Genomic DNA, 18,638 nt, shown 5'->3' with positions numbered 1-18,638 from the left:
GGAGAACAAGGGCATGGCTATACCTTCAGGTATTTCCGGAGAGTCAACAGCGACGAGATCCCCGCCAGCCCGGCACCAAGCGCGATCAGCACCGGCGCAATCACCAGGACCTGGGTGGAGGAGATGAACGGGGTGTTCAGGAATTGCTTGGAGAGGTCGCCGTTAAGCCAGAAGTGGGCCATCAGCCACAGCGTCACGGAGGCCAAAACCGCGCCCACGACGGCGGCAATGACGCCTTCGAGGATGAACGGCAGTTGGATTACGGTTTTCGAAGCTCCCACCAGCCGCATGATTCCGGTTTCGCGCCGTCGACTGAACGCCGATAGCCGGATGGTGGTGGTGATCAGGAGTACCGCGCAGAAAATCATCACTGCGGCGACACCCACTGCGGCCACCGATGCCCCGTTCATCCAGGAGAAGATTCGCTCCAGGACCTGTCTCTGATCGCTGACCGTCTCTACTCCGGGCTGGGAGGAAAATGTCTCGCTGATGATCTGGTACTTTTCGGGGTTCTTCATGTTGATGCGGAACGAGGCCGGCAACTGGTCCTCGGACACCGAATCGACGATCGGAGAGTTGGAGAACTGCTCCTTGAAGTGCTTGTACGCCTCGGCCTGGGATTCGAACTGGAAATCGTTGATGTACTGCTTCACCGCAGGTGACTCCAGCATGGCCCGGACGTTGTCCTGCTGCTCCTTCGTGGCCGGCCCCGAGGCGCAACCGACCGCCGTCGAGCCGTCATTGCAGAGGAACACGGCTACCTGGACTTTGTCGTACCAGTAGCCCTTCATCTGGTTGATCTGCATCTGAAGCATTCCCGCTGCACCAACAAAGGTCAGGGACACAAAGGTCACCAGGACCACGGAGATGACCATGGACAGGTTCCGGCGCAGCCCGCTGCCGATTTCCCCCAGGATGAAAAGGAGCCTCACAGCTGTGCCCCCTGAGCGCGGTCGAGTTCCTCGCCACTGGCATCCTTGAGCCTGCGCGACTCGCCTACTACCGGAATCATGGACGTGTACAGGGCCTTGGCCTCATCGCGAATGACTTTTCCATTCTTCAGTTCCACCACGCGGCGGCGCATTTCATTCACGATGTCGTCGTCGTGGGTAGCCATGACCACTGTGGTGCCGTTTTGGTTGATCTTGTCCAGGACGCCCATGATGCCCATCGAGGTAATGGGGTCCAGGTTTCCGGTCGGCTCATCAGCAAGAAGGATCCCGGGACGGTTTACGACGGCGCGTGCGATCGCCACACGCTGCTGCTCACCACCTGAGAGTTCGTGCGGCATGCGCCGTTCCTTGCCTTCAAGGCCAACGGTTTTCAAGACCTCGGGGACGGTTTCGCGGATGATGGAACGGCTCTTGCCGATAACCTGCATGGCGAAAGCAACGTTGGCGAAAACATTCTTTTGCGGCAGCAGGCGGAAATCCTGGAACACCACACCGATGCCGCGACGCAGCTTGGGAACGCGCCAGCTCGAAATGTTGGCAACGTTCTGCCCGGCGACATAGACGGACCCGGCAGAGGCTTTGTCTTCCTTGAGGATCAACCGGAGAAAGGTGGATTTGCCTGAGCCCGAGGCACCCACAAGGAACGTGAATTCGCCGCGGTTGATCTCAAGGCTGACAGAATCGAGCGCCGGTCGGGCATTCTGCTCGTAGACCTTGGTGACATTCTCAAATCTGATCATGGCCCTTAGTACCCCGCCGGACATGACTTAAGTCGCCCAGTCCAACAGCCGGAGCGCGGGCTTTCGATGGGGGAAGTGAGAGCACCGGCCATTCGACTATACGCACGGGCATGCCCGCATCCCGCGGCTTTAGGGGGCGTGTCGCCGAATAAAGGGCGAGTCTGGAAGGCTGCTGGCAGCCCCCTGCTTATGAGCTGGCAGCGGCGTTACGGTTGCCGGTCCGCCAGCGGATACCCGCGTCGATGAAGTCGTCGATGTCGCCGTCGAGCACAGCAGATGTGTTGCCCACTTCGTGTTCGGTCCGCAGGTCCTTGACCATCTGGTAGGGGTTCAGAACGTAGGAACGCATCTGGTCGCCCCACGATGCCTTGACGTCGCCCGCGAGGGCTTTCTTCTCGGCGTCCTGCTGTTCCTTTTTAAGGAGAAGCAACCGGGACTGCAGCACCCGCATGGCGGCCGCCCTGTTTTGGAGCTGCGACTTTTCGTTCTGCATGGAGACCACAATCCCCGTGGGAATGTGCGTCAACCGTACTGCGGAGTCAGTGGTGTTGACCGACTGCCCGCCCGGACCGGACGAGCGGAAAACGTCGACGCGGATCTCGTTGTCGGGGATTTCAATGGAATCGGTCTGCTCGATCAGCGGGATGACCTCAACTGCCGCGAACGAGGTCTGCCGCCGGCCCTGGTTGTCGAAAGGACTGATGCGTACCAAACGGTGGGTGCCTGCCTCCACGCTGAGGGTGCCGAAGGCGTAGGGTGCCTTGACCTCGAAGGTGGCCGATTTCAGGCCTGCTTCTTCAGCGTAGGAGGTGTCCATCACCGTGGTGGGGTAGCCGTGGCGTTCGGCCCATCGCAGATACATCCGCATCAGCATCTCGGCGAAGTCGGCTGCGTCCACGCCGCCTGCTCCGGCCCGGATGGTCACGACGGCCTCTCGTTCGTCGTACTCACCCGAGAGCAAGGTAACAACTTCAAGTTCAGCCAGGGCCTTGCGGATGGATTCCAGCTCCTTGGCAGCCTCCGCCATGGACGCTTCATCGCCCTCATCCTGGCCCAGTTCGACCAAGACCTCGAGATCGTCGATCCTGGCCTCAAGCTTTTCCAGGCGTTCGACTTCCGACTGCCGGTGGGACAGGCGGGAGGTGACTACCTGCGCTGAAGCGGGGTCGTCCCAGAGATCCGGGGCTCCGGCTTGCTCGCTCAGTTCGGCGATTTCAGCTTTGAGGGCATCAACGTCGGTGACGTTCTCGATGGAGCTGTACGTTGCTCGAAGGGCGCGGATTTCTGCGGGAAAATCAATTTCAGCCATGGTTATCCCAGCGTACGCTATCGACCGGGATGCTCTGGCGGTTGCCCATCCGGCTGCTCCATCATTACCGCCTTAGCCTCCGATTACTGCGTTAGCCTCGAGCGCGCAGTTGCCTTCGCCTCGATGACCATCCCCTCGGGAACCAGGAAACTGACCAGCGGCGGATGGGCCACTGCCCTGAGGACCACAACAGCGGTGCCACCGGGTTCGCTCCCGGTTCCCTCCGCCACCACCAAGCGGTCATGTGCGGCAAAGGCTTTGCTCTTGTCCAGATAAGACTCCGCCGTGGCCAATACCCGGTCATCGGCCAGTGATACGGCAGGCACGTTCCCGCCTTGAAGGTCCTCCACCAGGTACGAGTCTGCTGCCGCGAGCGCGGCACCGTCGGCCAGCGACAGGAGCTTCTTGTGCTCCAGATACATTGCGGACGCCGCCATCACCACGGTGGCCAGAAGGAGGGCCAACAGCACGTATCCAAGAATGAGCACGGTGATTTGTCCGTCGTCGCCGGGCCTGCTTGGGTCCCGGAGTCGGCGCCCCGTCCGGACTGCGTTGCCGGAGCTGGCCCTGGGGGCAAAACCCGCTGTTTGGTTTGCACCTGCCCTGCTCACTGGAATCGTCCCACGATTTGGGTGGCGGAGGAGCTCAATCTGCTGGCGTCCATATGCAGTTTGTCCCCGAACGGAACCATCGGAAGGGGTACGTCCAAGCGAACCGTCACGGTTACGCTCGCCCCGGCCGCGAGGCAGTCTTCCTGATCGCAGGCAATCTCCACCGTTGCCTGTTCGGCCGTGTGTCCGTAGTCAGCCAAGGCCACCACAACTGACTGCTCAGCTGCGAGCTTGGCCCGTGCCGGATCCGCCTGGCTGACGAAAACCTTTGCCGCTTGGTCTGCCGCCCCGACCACGCCAAACGATGCCCCCTGGATTTGCCCGACGGTCACGACGAAATAGACCAGTGGCACCATCAGCAGGATGGCCAGGAAGGTGAACTCGACGACCGCACTCCCCCGTTGTCTTTCGAGGCTCCGGGAACCAAGGTTGCCATCGGACGACATTTCGGCCAAGCACAGCGCATGGCGTGCCCTTTGCCGGAGTCCCCGCCCAACGACCCCTGCGTGTTCAGCCAGGAAGCGCAGCATGTCCGCGCACCTCCATCAATCCGCCAGGTCCCAGCAGCCCCAGAACCGGCATCGGTGCCCTCACCGAAATCTCCAGCGTGCGGATGCCCTCGATGTCCACTTCTTGGGTGGTGACATCCTGCGCATATCCTGCGTTCAACGCAGACGTGATCAGCTCGACCGTTCGGGCTTCGGCATCCGAGGGTGTCCGGTCGGCCAGTGCGCCGTAGCGCGCTCCCGACGCTGCGGCGTCTATGAGTGTATTGCGGACATGGAGGATCAGCATGAGCTGGATGACTGACATGCAAAACACGGTCAGCAGTGCTCCGACCAGCACGAAATCGACCACAGCCGACCCCCGTTCCGCGGCGGACCGGTCCTGCCGCCCCAACGCACGAATTACTTGCCCACCTTTGCCATGGCCTGAGTGAACATGTCATTCAAAGCAGGCGTAGCCAGGGCGAGAAGGCCGGCAACCAGCGCCGCGGACATGAGTGTGATCATGACCCACCCAGGCACGTCTCCACGCTCTCGTTCCGCGGGGCCAGGGACTGCCCGAACGACAACGCTCATGAGCCGGCTCCGGGCCGCGAGGGCCCGGACTGATGCTGTGGATGCCATGGACGACGTGCTTGCGATAATTTTCATGGTTCTCCCAATCGTGGTGATGGTCTAATGACGTTTGTTGCCAGAGGGGAATGAGGGCAGGACCCCGGCGTGTGTGGCCGCCGGCCTTAGAGGCTCAGCTGCAGGGCTGCGATGGCCGGAAAAGCGGCGAACAAAACTGTGAGAGGCAGGACGCCGAAAACAAGCGGGACCATCATGGCTATCTCTTTCCGGCCCGCAGATTCCATCAGTTCACGTTTGGCGACATCCCGGACATCGGCAGCCTGCGCCCGAAGGACATCGGCCAGCGGAGTTCCACGTTCCACAGCGACCACCAAGCCATCGAAAAACCTGACCAGCGGAGGCAACTCTGCGCGGCCCGAAAAGGCCTGGAGCGCCTCAGCAAGTGGCTTTCCCGATCGGGCATCCGCCAGGATCAAACTGAACTCGTTGGAAAGTTCACCCTGGGAACTGCGGCTCACTCGGTCCATGGCCCCCAAAGCGCTTTCTCCGGCGGCCACTGCCAACGCCATGAGTTCTGCAAGGCTGGGGAACTCCGACAACATCCTTCTTTCGCGTCGTCGTATCCGCTGGCCGAGCACAAAATCGCGGAGCACGTAACCTCCAAGGGCGCCTCCGATCACGGCAACGAGTGCAAGGACGGGACTGAACTGTCCGGCCCCGGCACGGACCGCGATGACCAACAATGCGAGGATCATGCCGCCACCGGCCCAGAGAATCTGTTCAACCCGGAAATCAAGGATTGATTTCGTGGAACCCGAACGGGCAAGCCGCTTTGTGGCGGCCGCGGTCCCGGCATTCAAGCGTGATATTGAGGTCATGGCATCCCGGAAAAAGGGACGTAGAATCCGTTCCAAGGGCCCAAAGGCGCCAAGGTCTTGTTCCGGGTGAGCCAGTAGGCGGGACTCGAGATTCCTGGCCTTCAACTGTGGGCTGATGCGCTCGGAAAAAGTCACTCGACGCATGAACGGCAGACGCACCAGGATCAGCCAGAATCCGACTCCAAGCAACACTCCCTCAAATACGGCCAAGGTCAGTGACGTGCTCATCGAAGAACTCGTTCATCGTCAGGCAATGCACCGACGCGGAGCATCAATGAATAACAGAGCACCGAGACCAGCAAGCCACCCAGGAGCACCATTGCACCTGCCACTGAGTTATAGGCCAGCATCGCCTCCGGTCGGCTGGCCATCATCAACAGAACTATCCACGGTGCGGCCACCGCCAACCTGGCGGCATTGACGGTCCATGATTGTCTGGCCTCCAGCTCGCTGCGGGTCCGGGCGTTGTCCCTGAGGAAGTCCGATAAGGTCCCCAACATGCGGCCCAGGTCAGATCCTCCCACCTCGCGGGTCATTCGCAAGGCTTCAAGGATGCGGTCCGCAACAGGATCTGCGAGCCGGTCTTTCAACCTGTCAAGGGCTCCCTCAAAGTGCCCTCCGGCGCGGTAGTCCACGCCAAAGTCAAGGAAGAGCGATCTCAGCTCTTCCGGGCCCTTGGATCCCAGCTGGATCAGGGCCTCGGGCAAAGAGAGGCCAGCGCGAATGGCTGAGCGCAGGTGGTCCACGACATCAGGCCACAGCAAACGAAGTGCCGCACGCCGCTTTCGCGCTCTCCACCGAACGATCCCCACGGGCACCCAGGATCCGAACAAACCGAAGCACAGCGAAACTGCAGGCGATCCTGTAGCGACGTAGAACACGACAGCTACTGCCAAGCCAAAGCCGCCGCACGTAAGGAGCAGTGCGAACCCCGTTACCCGTTCTATCCCCGCCGACAGAAGCAACTGGTCCAACCGACGCCGCTTGTTTTTTCCAAGTCTTGGAGCTGGCCGCTCCCACGTGGACCACCAGATAAGGAATAGCCCGAAGCCGCATAGAATCCCCAGGAGCGGTCCCATCAGTTCACCTCAAGCAGAGCGGAGACGTCGAAGCCTGCGCGGGCGAATTTTTCCGCAGCGGGCATCGCATTGGGTTTCGGTTGGAGCTGGCCTGCCATCATCCCAAACACCGTGGAGGACTCGATGATCCCGTTTTCCACCCGCCTGCCCAAAGCGAGGACTTCGGTGACTTGCCGTCGCCCCGATGGATGCCGGCCACAATGGACTACCAGATCGATGCACGATGCCACAGTGGGAACCACGAAGGCGGTGGCGATGTTGGCCCCGGCCAGCAGGGGTAACGTGCAGATCTTGGTGACGGCGTCGTGTGCTGAATTCGCGTGTACAGTGCACATGCCCGGAAGTCCGGAGTTTGTTCAGGCACAGTTCATACTCCCCTGGACAACCTGCCTAAATATCTAATGCCAATTTTCAGATGCGCCCGGCGGGTCTTGATCACGCGAACATTGGCAGGCCTATCATCAAGCTTGTGTCTGAATCGAGCATATTTGGGGAAATCGACGGCGTACCGGCAGGTACGCCGTTTTTAGATCGCGACGAGGTACGAGCGACGGGACTGCACCGTCATAAACAAGCCGGCATTTCCGGGAATTATGAGGATGGCGCTGACGCCATCGTTGTTTCAGGTGGCTACAAGGACGACCGCGACCACGGTGACTGGATCCTATACACGGGCCAGGGCGGCCGCGAGAACGGGCGCCAGGTCGAAGATCAGAAGCTGACCCGAGGAAACAAGGCTCTGGTACTGAGTGAGGAAAGGGGCTTGCCTATCCGCGTGATCCGCGGCGCCGGCGGCGATCCAGCCCATTCCCCAAAGACTGGCTACCGGTATGACGGCCTCTTCTACATCGTCCGGCATTGGGTGGAGGACAGTTACGATGGCCCGCAGATCTACCGGTACGAACTTCGCAAGCTGGAAGGCCAGGGATCATGGACACCGCCAGCGGATAAGAACTCCGACAGCAATGGCGGTGGCCTGCCCCCAGAGGGCAACAGGAAACCCAAGCGGCAGGCATCGGTAGTTCAACGGCTTGTTCGCAATAGTGCGGTAACCCAATACGTAAAGGAGCATTACGGGTACACCTGCCAGTTCTGCGGCATCCGCCTTGAGGTTGATGCCGGTGCTTATGCCGAAGGTGCGCACATTCGCCCGCTGGGCGGAAAGCATGACGGCCACGATGTGCCCAGCAACGTCCTGTGCCTATGCCCAAATGATCACGTGCTCTTCGATAAGGGCGGACTCTATCTGGATGACGAGTTACGCATCCTTGAAAAGGCAACAGGCAGGGTTCGCGGAAAACTAAAACTTATCCACACCGTTGATCCTGCCAACATCTCCTATCATCGGGAGCACGTGGCGGGCGTCTAACCAGAGACGACGCCGCACGCTCAACGGCTCGTATTGGAAGGCTGCCACGCTAACTTGGCAGGGGAAACCGAACGCGGCCCACTACCCCGGCAGGTGCCATGCTCGCATTACCGCAGTCACTGGGACAACTCCCTGCGCGCAATATCCTTCAACGCTTCTAGCAGGTCTTCCATATCGTCCTTCTCACCCCGGAAACTTTCCTGGATGTCCACCTCGGCCTCATACCAAGGCAACTCTTCTGGGAGTTCTTGGAGGATGTCCCGTAGCCGCCCGACCGCGCCCGACCAGGCCTGGTATCCCGCTAAGAACGTCGGACTTGCGTAGAGGTCCAGCAACAGCCATGCGTCGAAGGACTCAAAATCCACGTCAGGAGGCTGAGCATTGCGTTGCCAAATAATATCCGCGCCCCCGACAAACTCGGTTGTATGAATAGCTTGGGTCAGCAGGCGCTCGTATGCCGCACGCTTCCGGTCTTGCGTCCTATTCTGGGCGGCTACGGCAAGCGTATTATCCCTACCCCGCTTCTGTGTCCAAAGCGTGGCCCCGATACCAGCTAACCCCATGACCGCGGTCGTGACAGAACCAATCCATTCCAATGCCATGGACGTAGTTTGTCATCCTTTCGGGAAAGCCGTTCGAGTCCTTCCGTAATTCGCACCCTTGTACACAGGATGCCCCGAAATTACGCGTGGGAACCTCGGCGTACAACGGGAACAGTGTGGTGCGCGGCTGCCACCGCTCCCCACCGCCCCCATACTGGGAAGATCTGACCATCCAAGAGATACATAGCAAAATCAGAAACCTCCAAGCTGTAGGATCAAGTGCCCGATGAACTGGAGGAGTAATACCGTGGGTAACGAGAGCCCTTTCTGGGAGGCATCCATCGCGGTAGCTCCCTTACTTGCACTGACGATCCTTGTGGAACTCCGCGCCATTCAATGGCCGCAGCTCCGTCCATCCGTCAGAATCGTCCTCGCCTCTTATATGTTCTCCGCCGTTCTTTTGCTAAGTTCATCGATCGCAATTTCACTTAGAATCCTGATGAATTGGCGTGGCGACGGGGACTCGGACCGCACATTCGAAGCCCTGGTTGTCCTCTGGTCCATCTTCTATGCACTGTTCGGCGTGATGCTCACCCCTCTATCTCTGAGCATCTACGCAGTGGCCGGGCCGGTTGCCCATCCTGTTTACTTGATTATGCGTATAGGGCGTACACTCCGCGAGCGTCGGTACAAGCGGCATGTACAGGAACTGCATCAAATGCGCCAGGAACTACGGCTGGAGATAACGGAGCGAGTCATCAAAAATAGTGGCGAACTCTTCACACCCGTGGACGACAGCGGTCGCCTTCAGCTGGCGGACGGCCGTCTTGCCGGGCTTCTAAAAGAGTCCTCCGCCTTGAGGGACAGCATCGAAAGGCACGAAGTCTCACACCGAAAGTGGCTGAAAAAGTTCAACCGAAAACTCAAGAAGCTGCGTAAGCATTACCCCGTCAATCAAGTTTCGGACATCTTCGTCCTGTTCTCCAAGGAAAGCAACGGCTGGCTAAACAAGGTCTTCAAGTAAGAAGCCACTCACTACGAGTAAGCTTTCGGCCGTGGAAGTCAATAATCGCGAATGGGCACTCGCCATCTGGTTCGCCGCATTCATACTTTTGGTCCTGCTCTTTCCAGCATCCCGGCGTTCGGCACTCGGCCTGCTGGGCCAGTTCTTTGGGCACCGTATTATGGTGCCCTTTATGACCATGGTTGTTTATACCAGTGGTTCGGTGGCAGTCCTCATAGCCCTCGGGATTTGGGAAGCAAAGCTGATAACCCCCACCATCCTTTGGTTTCTGACCACCGCCCTGGTCAACTTCATGCGCGTTCCCCGCGCAATGAAGGAACCAGGTTTCTTCCGCAAGCTTGCCCTTAGCGCGGTAGCCGCACCAGTGGTGGTGCAGTTCGTGGTGGACCTCTATCCCTTCGGGCTTCTGGAGGAAGTTGTTCTCCAGGGAGGCTTCATCCTCTTCGGCGCTTTGGCCGCGTACACGGGCACGCAGCAAGGACTACGAACCGCTCACCACGTTTTCAACACTCTCGTAGGAATCCTTGCCATTCTGGTAATCGTCCATAGCGTGACAGAGATCGCGTCACAGTGGACGCGAATTGATTACCTCGGGGAAGCCAAAAAGTTCTTGCTGCCGATTGGCATGACGGCAGCCTTTCTCCCTTTCCTGTACGGACTCACCTTGTACGCGTCCTTTGAATCCACGTTGACGCTCATGAGGGTCAGCACTACTAACGACGCCAAGCTGCTGAAACCAGCCTTGGCACTGGCGTGGAGAACGCGCCTCAGTGTGAGGCGCCTGTCGGGGGTCACACCAAGAGCAAGGTTCGACATGGCGCGCGCAACCTCAGTACGGGAAGCCATCACCGCGTTCGATGAAGGACAAGAGGCAGAGGTCGCCCGCCAGCAATTGGCAGCCGATAAGAAGCAGAGACTAATCGACAACGCCGGCCTGGACGGCGTTGATGGCGAAGGTAAAAGGCTCGATCAAAGGGAGTTCGAGGAGACAAAGGCGGCGCTCGGATACCTCCATCTATGCCATGCCGGGCACTACCGGAACACAGGCCGCTACCGTGCAGACATGCTTGAGTTCCTGGGACCTGAGACGTTCGCCAAGAAGGGCTTGCCTGACGGAGCGGTGGTTTCCATGCAGGTTTCCAACGACGGGCAGCAGTGGTGGGCCTGGCGGCGCACCACCTCGGAGTGGGTGTTTGCCATCGGCGCCAAGAAGGCACCGAATGATCGATGGGAGTACGACGGCCCCCAGGTCCCCTCAGGGGGACCGGGTGATGACCCAGCATGGAGGCACTTCATGGAGCCTGCCAAAACACACGAACACTGGTAGCAGGTCTCTTCGCTACGGCTCCGACACCACCCCCTAACGAACACAAACAACCATCCTCATTGCCCTAACTCTCGCTGGTCTCATATGGGCATTCTGACGCCGTTATTGCCGATTTCGCGGGGCTGTTGGTGAATCGGTATGATCGTACGTCGGAGTTATATAGGACAAAATTAGGGCGATGATATGGCGCGACCCAAGGACACATATGGACGTAGATGCGTCCGTTGCATGGCTACACTCCCCCGGCATATCGCACCGCCACCCCACTACGCCAAAGGGCTGTGCGAGAAGCACTACCGCCAACAGCAGCGCAAGAAGCCCCAGTGCAAGGCGGCGGGTTGTGGAACGCGGCTTGAGGCCGGCCATTCCCGCCAAGACTACTGCCGCGCCCACGAGCATCTCCTGTTGAAGGAGCCCATCCGGTCAGCGGCAGCAATGGCCCGAACAACGGAGAGATTCCTCACGAACATCACGCCTAGCCGCGAGGGGCTTGACGGAAAGTTTGGTTGCTGGCCATGGACAGGACGGCGCAACAAGGTCACGCCCAACCCAAGCGGAGAACCGCGACAAGGCTATGGCCTGATCAGCATAGGCAACCATGACTGGTTGGCACACCGATACTCATACGGCATCTTCGTGGGCGGACACCGCCCCGGCCTGACACTGGATCACGTTTGCCGGAACTCGCTTTGCGTGCGGCCAGATCACCTCATGCCCATGACCCAACGCCGCAACAGTGAACTTGAACACAAGCGCGCCATCGACGATCCTGACGCAGTCCTGCGGGATCTGCTCAAGATCCCAGATATGGCTATGGGCACCATGGCATGGGCAATGCTGAACGGGCTACCAATCGGACGCGCAATACCGGGCGGGGATCCGTTCGGTTACGGGCTGGACGGCCAAACCTTCGAACATGCCGTTGGTCCCCCCACTTATCCAGCCGTCTCAGAAATGTTCCGAACGTAACCGGAACTCACAAAAGGTGGGAAATGCACCAGTCACATAGGCGTACATCCCAACAACGGAGCGGAACTCTGCCGTTCCGTCGACTTTCCAATCCGTACGCAAGTAAAGGCGCTATCACCACCGGTCCCGTTGCATGGCGCGGCGGGGTGCCCCCCCCTGCCACAAGGTCAGTCCGCCTCCGGCCCCCTCGGATTGACGTGGAGCAAGGCCTCCGGCAGAATGCGCCCCTCGGATTCTTGAAGCTCGTAGAACTTCGCGAGCTGATCCATTACGCGAGAAATCTCAAGATCAACCAGGTACGCCAGCGAACCCACGCAGCTGGCAAGACCGGCCATCAATCCACCATCAATGCGATCCACCAGGAATGGTGCAACGCCCTTGAACTTCAGACTCTGACGGTCAAAGGTAGCAAGCACCATAACTGACTGCTCGGTCGGGTCAACGCGATGGCCCACGTGGCGGTTGCGGATACTGAGAACGTCATCGTGTGCCAAACGCTGCTCCGGATCCAAGCTTCCCAACAAGTTTTCAATCTTGCTCCGCTGTCTGCCGGCGCCACTTCCTTTGCCCGAAGCGAAGGCACGAGCATACGAGATGACGGCAGACTCGAAGAAGACGCGGAGCTTTGCAGTATCAGCGCTGTCCTCTCGCGCCTCTTCTTCGAAGAGACCACAAGCAGCCGACGCCCCCTCAAGGTCTGATCTGATGGACACCAGATCAGCGAGGTGCATCGCCTCTCGATCCTCAACGATGACGTGGTATTCCTGGTATGTGTCCATCAGGGACACTCCATTGACCACCATGTCAAAGACTCTTGTACCGATCATGACCCGATCGTAGTTGCCTCGCGGTCAATGTACTTCACGGCACGTCGACGGCTGCCACGAACATCAGGTCAAAGGGTCAAGGCTTTCCATTCCGTACGCGAGGAAAGGCGCTATCACTGCCGGGGAAGGCGACTTAATGGTCGGGGGGTCAGCCCCCTACCCTTCCAGCCTTAGATTCGTACGCATTCCGCACGCCCTCGGGGAGCGCGCCGTACAGCTCAGCGGTGCGCCGTGGTTTGGTAATCAGCTCATCAACGAGGGTGTTGATTACCAGGAAGAAAGTCTCAGCAATAGTCTCGTCATCCTCGTCGATATAGATAGTTGCCGACCCGTCGCCATCCTGTTCACCGTGCAGAGCGGTGTTGCCCACATGACGCAGGACGTTCAACAGATCAATCGTTGATGTTGAAAGCCGCCCTTCAAGTCTTACTAGCCGCTCATCCAATTTAGCGCGTCGGGGGCATTCTGGATCCAAAAACTTGACTAGCCGTTCCATAGAGGCGCGGCATAGGGCCGCAGCGGCACGTCGAGAAAAAGGCAATACCGCCACTGCCTCGCGAAAGAGGTCCGCTGCATCTGCTGGCATTTCCTCATGGGGTGCGTGAGCCACGGCAACTCGGGCCGACAGAGGGTCTGGATAGACCAGTGATCCATGCAGCCAGATCGACTGGTTCCCGCAGGCGTAGCACTCACTGGCAGCCCAGCGTGGATCGATGAATTGGGGCCCGGCTGCCGGTTTCATATCAAGGCGCCGCCTGTCCTCGAGGTAGCGGAAGCCACCCTTGCCGTTGGACACATATAGGTCACGCCACTCCTGGGCCGCGAGCGCCCCACAAAGGGGACAAGCAAAACTGGGGTTCAGGTACTTGGGTGCTGGTGTCTCTGGTGCCATGCTGTGATTTTGTCACAGCCTGTAGCGGTGGGTTGTCTCGCAACCCAAGAGTTTTAAGACACTTTGGTTATGAGACACATGGGATGCGAAAAACCACAACAAATGTGTCTCACTTGTATGTCCCGCAAGTTCCTGTTAATTTCTTTGTAGCGAAACACTGTTATGAGACACATCGAAGGAACCATCCATGGCAAAGCTGATCGGATACGCCCGCGTTTCAACGAAGGCACAGGACACCGACAGGCAGGAGGCTGACCTGATCGCCGCTGGTGTGCGGCGAGATGACCTCTATGTCGATCACGGCGTCAGTGGGGCGAAAGCCTCCCGGCTGGAATTGGACAAGGCGCTAGCCGCACTGCATGAAGGTGACACCCTGGTTGTTACCACGCTGGACCGTCTGGGACGATCCACCGCCAACATGCTGACACTGGCTGAGGACATTAAGTCCAGAAATGCGGGCCTACGCGTACTGAACCTGGGTGGAGGTGACGTTGACACCAGCACCCCCATGGGGGCCATGGTCTTCACCGTCATGGCGGCACTTGGTCAGATGGAACTCGAAATCAAGCGTGAGCGAATTAACGACAGCGTGGCCAAGCGGCGTGCCGCCGGCAAGGATCTTGGTGGACGCACTCCAAAGTACACCGATAGCCAGATCAAGAATGCTGCCCGCCTGATCAATGCGGGGGAACCAGCAGCTCAGGTGGCCCGGGACCTTGGCATGTCCCGAGCTACGCTATACCGGCGCATGGCCCAAGCCGGGCTTTAGTCAAAGGACGCACGCACACGACCAGACGCAGTACAGATGCGCCACAGCCGCCCCGCCGGGAGCCCCCAGAAGCGCCTATCGGAGGTCGTGCGGCCCAGAAGGTCACCTGCCGTATTCTGGGCGCTCTAAGCCGGGCACAGGCACCAAGCTGGCAGCTAGGTCATCCGCCGACATGTCACCTTTAATGTATGCGTCAGGAATCCTGAAAGAGACACTCTTCCCGTCCACGTATAAGGACACGAACGTCCCGTTACCAGCGCCCCTGAGCACTGCCGTCTGTGCGGCCAGCCTGTCAATGGCTTGATTCGCCAGCGGCCCCGGGCCTTCCCCCGGAGCCTTGACGACTAGCTGTACCGTGTCCGGGTTAAACACCTTGGTAGAGCCCTTACCATGAGGCAGCAGGACAACATTGCAGATACTCCGGAGGTAATCGCGCCTGTCGTCAATGTGCATTCCAAGCCATTCAAGAGCCTCAGGGGAATCCATAGAAACGAGGGGAACTTCCTCGGTCGGCGGTTGACGTGCCGCCTCCTGCTCAATGCGCACCATCTCGGCAGTGACCGTTTCGAGTTCCTTCCTAATGTGGCTGTTGATGATACCCAGCTGTTGCATTGGGATATTGCCAAGGGCCGCCTGGAGGGCGGCCTCGTCTTGCCGCTTCCGCAACGCTGTCGCTTCCAGCCGCAGTCGTTCCGCCTCCGGGTTGGGGCCAGCATTTCGACCTCGGGCCGCTTCTTGCGCGGCGCGCAAACCGACGATCACGGTGTTAACTACCTTGTCTACAAACTCCATTCGCTTGCTGACGTGTCCAGGTCCACCGACAACGCACCTGTAAATGCGGTGTGTTTCTCTATTCCGCCCCTTAACAGAAGCAGACCTGACGTACTCACCGCAGTGGCATTGGGCTATTCCCGCCAGGAGGTGAACAGCCTTGTTGGACTGCGAGCGTCTCCGAGATGGGTCATTGAGGATGGCGCAGACACCCCGCCACACGTTCTCGGTAACAATGGCAGGGAACGTGGAGGTGCCGACGATTTCCCCATGCAGGTCGGCCAGCCCTGCGTTACGTGGCCGCGCCAACGCTTGGGCCAGTTGGGCGTAGCCCCACTTGTTTCCCCTCGTGGTCGTAATCCCCCTCTCATTCAAGTCACGGATTATCGAGCCGAGGCTGTCGCCCCGTAAGACTCTGGCGCACGCGTCGGCAAGTGCGGCCGACTCCTGCGGGTGCAACTCGGGGATACCGTCAGCAACAATCCACCCGAATGGACGGGTTCCGCCAGTCCACTTACCCGCCCTAGTTGCCTGCTCTGAAGCCCTACGAATCCTCGTGGCCTTGGTGTCTGATTCGTACCGGGCTGCCGCCCCGAGCATCCTTGCCACAAGTTGGCCGGAGTCGCTGGCCAGGTCCATCTCCCCGGCTTTCACTGAGTGCGTGAGCGCCCCGCCAGCCTGACAAGCATCTATGTAGGCCTCCAGCTCCACTGGACGCCTGTGGAGGCGGTCGGGGTGCCAGCAAAGAACGGCATCAACTTCACCAGCAGCAATACGTTTTAGCATCGCTGCGTACTCGGGGCGGGTTTTGCCCGAGTACGCGCTTATATCGTTGTCTTGGAAGACCCGGACAACCTCGTAACCCTTATCGGCCGCGAGCGCCCGGCAGTCTTCCTCCTGCCGCTGGACGCCAAGCTTGGCACCCGTTTTGTCGTCACTGATTCGGCAGTAGATAAAAGCTTTACGAGGCATTGGGTAATCCTAGCCTGCATTGTGCATGAGCAATGTCTGGAAGATCGGAAGATGGCCCAGGTCATACCGCAGCAGAAGTCACGTAGTTGACACCACTATTTCGGATACCAGAGGCTGCGCGAATGTACGCAGCAGCCTTGGTCAGTACTTCTTCGCTGTCCTGAAACATACCGAGGCCCACATTGCACTGGCCGCATAGGAGACCTCGCACCTGCCCTGTCAGGTGGTCGTGGTCGATGTGTTCGCCCTCACGTTCCTCACAGATTGCACACAGGCCGTCTTCACCAAGGAGGTCCCTAAGAACTGCCACGGTCACACCGTACTTAGCCGCACGAAGGAAGAGGTTATAGCAGTCACCGCTGCAGAACTTCTCATTGGGCCGACCTTCATTGGGTTTGCCACAGAAAGCACATTCGCTGAACGGACCGCCCGACCAACGACGCCTTGCATCCTCCCTGCGGCATTCTGCTGAACAAAAGAGCCGCTTATCTGGCGCCAACTCCTGGCACCAATGACAGGTTCCAGTGGGTTTCCGGCGAGAGGGCTCCGCCAACGGGTCACCGTATCGTTGCGACCGGCTGTAGTGCAGCGTGCACCAAGGGATACCCGGCGTCCATCTACTCCTGTCACAACCTTCAATCTCGCAGGCGGACAATTCCGCCCCTCGCTCGCGGGCAAGTCGGCCGTTGCGCTTCTTTCGACATTCATCACCACAAGTCAGGGGCAAGGCACCAGCGCGACTCCCCTCCCTTTCAACCAGAAATTCCTCGCCACACTCTGTACATATCACGCTTGGAGGACCAGGTGGGGGCGGCGGTGGATTATCTAAGGCCCACTGGGCCTGTTCCTCCAGCCGGATGGCACGCTTCTGGGCTCGAATTATCCCGGTCTGGCGTGCCCGCCGTCGCCGATAGCATTCATCTCCGCAGGTCAGTCGCGGCTTTCGGGATTCACCCCTGGGAAACTCTCTTCCGCATTCCTCACACACCGACACCTCTACGCGTCGCGCTCCCTGGTGGCCAGCTGCCACGGCCCGAGAAGGTCTGGCCCTGAGGCCCGACGCAATTTCTGCAGCCGCCTCGGAATTGTATTTCTGTGCACGTAGCGACCTGGCTTCCTGACGGCAGTGTTCACTGCAATACTCAGGACTTCTGGTTGTTGCATAGTCAGGCTTAGTAAACTCGCCCCCGCAGGCCTTGCAGGACAGAAGCGCGACGATGATATCGGAAACCATGGGATGGGCATCCAAAATTTGTTCAGATTCCATGTCGCGCTGAAGGTCTCGCTTAGCCTGCGAGAGACGATTACGCCGCACTCGGCGGCAGTCCGGGCTGCAGGTAAGCGGCGCTACCCCCCTGTGACCCATGTCCACCCAAAAGGCACTCCTGCATTCCGTGCATGTCAACTCCATAGGAGAAGGCTAAAGGCAAGCACAGACACTGAGACCGATCACCGAGGCTTGGACCCGTCGACTCCGCGCCTGTACTGTCTATGATTAATTTCAGGGAGCCCGGAGTTCAAAGCGATCAGCATGTCCAGGCTTTCAGCTTCGCGGACTTCGCCAACAATCAACCTGTCCGGCCGCATTCGAAGGGCTTCCTTGACCAGCCTGCGGAGTGGGATCTCGCCTTCACCTTCCAAGTTCGGTTGACGGCATTGAAGTCCGATCACGTCACGCAAAGGAAGCTGCAGTTCAAAGATCTCTTCAACGGTGATGACGCGCTCCCGGGAACCAATGTGGGCCCCAAGGCAATTGAGCATGGTGGTCTTTCCAGCCTGCGTGGCCCCGGAGACAAGAATGTTGAGTCCGCTGGCCACGGCCGCACCGAGAAACCTTGCCGCCTGGGGCGAGAGGCTGCCAAGCTCAACGAGGTGCTCAAGCCTGTTTGCCCGGGCCGTGAACTTTCTGATATTCACGGCCCAGTGCCTCCTGGTGATGTCAGGGATGGCGACATGGAGCCTTGATCCGTCCGGGAGCGCTGCATCAACGAATGGCGATGACAAATCCAGCCGGCGTCCGGAAGTCTTCAGCATTCGCTCGACCAGATCGCGGACTTGCTGCTCGCTCAGACTCACCGTGGTTAGTTCCGACTCCCCGTTCCGGGCAACATAGACCTCATGGGGAGCGTTGATCCACAGTTCTTCGATGGCGTCGTCGTCAAGAAGCGGCTGCAGCGGCCCGAAGCCCGCGACGGCGTCGAAAATGAGGCGGCGGGCTGTCTCAAGATGCCCCAAAGGAGGAAGCGGAGCAAGGAGCGCGCGTTCGTCGTAGTCGTTGACCGCTTCCTCGACCAGGGAGCGGACGTCCCCGGCCTGTTCCAGGGGATCCAAGCCCCGGCGCCGGATCAGTTCCCGGACCTCTCCCTCGACGATCCTTACTGCATCCACAGCTCTCCCCAATGGTCATGATTGCGTAAACGAGAGGCGCATCTCGAGTGACTTACGCTACGTGAGCCATGGGACCGCCTCAAGTCTGCCGGCGCGGTATGTGGATAACTTGGAACAGCCAGTCACAACAGCACCGTCA

The 18,638-nt window shown here is 59.3% G+C and carries 19 protein-coding genes and 2 pseudogenes; 5 read left to right on the top strand and 16 right to left on the bottom strand.

The annotated features are described in order from the left end of the window. Positions 1-17: 17 nt before the first annotated feature. The 10 genes and pseudogenes from ftsX to ACFVSI_RS10050 form a co-directional block, all read right to left on the bottom strand. Positions 18-932: a permease-like cell division protein FtsX gene (ftsX, locus tag ACFVSI_RS10095; protein WP_144659818.1), complete on the bottom strand. Its 915-nt coding sequence runs from the start codon at positions 930-932 to the stop codon at positions 18-20. Further along, positions 929-1,693, bottom strand: coding sequence for a cell division ATP-binding protein FtsE (gene ftsE / locus ACFVSI_RS10090; RefSeq protein WP_144659817.1), 765 nt, complete (start codon positions 1,691-1,693; stop codon positions 929-931). The genes ftsX and ftsE overlap by 4 nt, the downstream gene beginning before the upstream one ends. 187 nt (positions 1,694-1,880) lie before the next feature. Then, positions 1,881-3,002 carry a peptide chain release factor 2 gene (gene prfB, locus ACFVSI_RS10085; protein WP_387822655.1) on the bottom strand — a complete coding sequence of 374 codons (1,122 nt, stop codon included), beginning with the start codon at positions 3,000-3,002 and terminating at the stop codon, positions 1,881-1,883. Between the two features lie 83 nt (positions 3,003-3,085). After that, positions 3,086-3,613 (bottom strand): pilus assembly protein TadG-related protein, encoded by a 528-nt coding sequence (locus ACFVSI_RS10080; protein ID WP_387822653.1) that lies wholly within the window; start codon positions 3,611-3,613, stop codon positions 3,086-3,088. Further along, entirely contained in the window at positions 3,610-4,143 is a 534-nt protein-coding gene (locus ACFVSI_RS10075) for a hypothetical protein (RefSeq protein WP_387822650.1), read from the bottom strand. The genes ACFVSI_RS10080 and ACFVSI_RS10075 overlap by 4 nt, the downstream gene beginning before the upstream one ends. Further along, positions 4,124-4,522, bottom strand: a complete 399-nt coding sequence (locus tag ACFVSI_RS10070) for a TadE/TadG family type IV pilus assembly protein (RefSeq protein WP_387822775.1) — start codon at positions 4,520-4,522, stop codon at positions 4,124-4,126. The genes ACFVSI_RS10075 and ACFVSI_RS10070 overlap by 20 nt, the downstream gene beginning before the upstream one ends. Continuing rightward, a complete protein-coding gene (locus ACFVSI_RS10065) occupies positions 4,522-4,770 on the bottom strand; it encodes a hypothetical protein (RefSeq protein ID WP_387822781.1) in 249 nt (82 codons plus the stop codon). The genes ACFVSI_RS10070 and ACFVSI_RS10065 overlap by 1 nt, the downstream gene beginning before the upstream one ends. An 86-nt stretch (positions 4,771-4,856) precedes the next feature. Further along, positions 4,857-5,798 (bottom strand): type II secretion system F family protein, encoded by a 942-nt coding sequence (locus ACFVSI_RS10060; RefSeq protein ID WP_387822648.1) that lies wholly within the window; start codon positions 5,796-5,798, stop codon positions 4,857-4,859. Beyond that, positions 5,795-6,649 carry a type II secretion system F family protein gene (locus ACFVSI_RS10055; protein ID WP_387822645.1) on the bottom strand — a complete coding sequence of 285 codons (855 nt, stop codon included), beginning with the start codon at positions 6,647-6,649 and terminating at the stop codon, positions 5,795-5,797. The genes ACFVSI_RS10060 and ACFVSI_RS10055 overlap by 4 nt, the downstream gene beginning before the upstream one ends. After that, positions 6,649-7,002 (bottom strand): annotated as a pseudogene (locus tag ACFVSI_RS10050) (CpaF family protein); the annotation flags it as partial. The pseudogene ACFVSI_RS10050 and the gene ACFVSI_RS10055, both read right to left, overlap by 1 nt. Before the next feature lie 116 nt (positions 7,003-7,118). On the opposite strand from ACFVSI_RS10050, the gene ACFVSI_RS10045 reads away from it, so the two are divergent. Further along, on the top strand, positions 7,119-8,018 hold the full coding sequence (locus ACFVSI_RS10045) for a YDG/SRA domain-containing protein (protein WP_387822643.1): 900 nt from the start codon (positions 7,119-7,121) through the stop codon (positions 8,016-8,018). 116 nt (positions 8,019-8,134) lie between these two features. Here ACFVSI_RS10045 and ACFVSI_RS10040 read toward each other — a convergent pair whose 3' ends face one another. Next, on the bottom strand, positions 8,135-8,620 hold the full coding sequence (locus ACFVSI_RS10040; RefSeq protein ID WP_387822640.1) for a hypothetical protein: 486 nt from the start codon (positions 8,618-8,620) through the stop codon (positions 8,135-8,137). Between the two features lie 247 nt (positions 8,621-8,867). On the opposite strand from ACFVSI_RS10040, the gene ACFVSI_RS10035 reads away from it, so the two are divergent. The 3 genes from ACFVSI_RS10035 to ACFVSI_RS10025 all read left to right on the top strand — a co-directional run bounded on the left by ACFVSI_RS10035 (position 8,868) and on the right by ACFVSI_RS10025 (position 11,880). Further along, positions 8,868-9,584, top strand: coding sequence for a hypothetical protein (locus tag ACFVSI_RS10035; protein ID WP_387822637.1), 717 nt, complete (start codon positions 8,868-8,870; stop codon positions 9,582-9,584). A 31-nt stretch (positions 9,585-9,615) separates the two neighbouring features. Continuing rightward, entirely contained in the window at positions 9,616-10,911 is a 1,296-nt protein-coding gene (locus ACFVSI_RS10030; RefSeq protein WP_387822635.1) for a hypothetical protein, read from the top strand. A 717-nt stretch (positions 10,912-11,628) separates the two neighbouring features. Beyond that, on the top strand, positions 11,629-11,880 hold the full coding sequence (locus tag ACFVSI_RS10025; RefSeq protein WP_387822632.1) for a hypothetical protein: 252 nt from the start codon (positions 11,629-11,631) through the stop codon (positions 11,878-11,880). A 167-nt stretch (positions 11,881-12,047) separates the two neighbouring features. Here the strand turns inward: ACFVSI_RS10025 and ACFVSI_RS10020 are convergent, their stop codons facing one another. Both ACFVSI_RS10020 and ACFVSI_RS10015 read right to left on the bottom strand, forming a co-directional pair. Further along, on the bottom strand, positions 12,048-12,707 hold the full coding sequence (locus tag ACFVSI_RS10020; RefSeq protein WP_387822629.1) for a hypothetical protein: 660 nt from the start codon (positions 12,705-12,707) through the stop codon (positions 12,048-12,050). A 148-nt stretch (positions 12,708-12,855) separates the two neighbouring features. Then, positions 12,856-13,599 (bottom strand): hypothetical protein, encoded by a 744-nt coding sequence (locus ACFVSI_RS10015; RefSeq protein WP_387822626.1) that lies wholly within the window; start codon positions 13,597-13,599, stop codon positions 12,856-12,858. A 187-nt stretch (positions 13,600-13,786) separates the two neighbouring features. Between ACFVSI_RS10015 and ACFVSI_RS10010 the strand changes: the two genes are divergently transcribed. After that, positions 13,787-14,368 (top strand): recombinase family protein, encoded by a 582-nt coding sequence (locus tag ACFVSI_RS10010; protein ID WP_387822624.1) that lies wholly within the window; start codon positions 13,787-13,789, stop codon positions 14,366-14,368. Between the two features lie 102 nt (positions 14,369-14,470). On the opposite strand, the gene ACFVSI_RS10005 is transcribed toward ACFVSI_RS10010, so the two are convergent. The 3 genes and pseudogenes from ACFVSI_RS10005 to ACFVSI_RS09995 all read right to left on the bottom strand — a co-directional run. Further along, positions 14,471-16,111: a recombinase family protein gene (locus ACFVSI_RS10005; protein ID WP_387822621.1), complete on the bottom strand. Its 1,641-nt coding sequence runs from the start codon at positions 16,109-16,111 to the stop codon at positions 14,471-14,473. Between the two features lie 61 nt (positions 16,112-16,172). Continuing rightward, complete coding sequence (locus ACFVSI_RS10000) at positions 16,173-17,345, bottom strand: endonuclease domain-containing protein (RefSeq protein ID WP_387822772.1); 1,173 nt, start codon at positions 17,343-17,345, stop codon at positions 16,173-16,175. A 269-nt stretch (positions 17,346-17,614) separates the two neighbouring features. Continuing rightward, positions 17,615-18,499, bottom strand: a pseudogene (locus ACFVSI_RS09995) (CpaF family protein); the annotation flags it as partial. Positions 18,500-18,638 lie beyond the last annotated feature (139 nt).

This window comes from Paenarthrobacter sp. NPDC057981 (assembly GCF_042886835.1).
Classification (GTDB): domain Bacteria; phylum Actinomycetota; class Actinomycetes; order Actinomycetales; family Micrococcaceae; genus Arthrobacter.
Note: the sequence above shows the minus strand (reverse complement) of the source record. Positions and strands in the feature narration are given on the sequence as shown.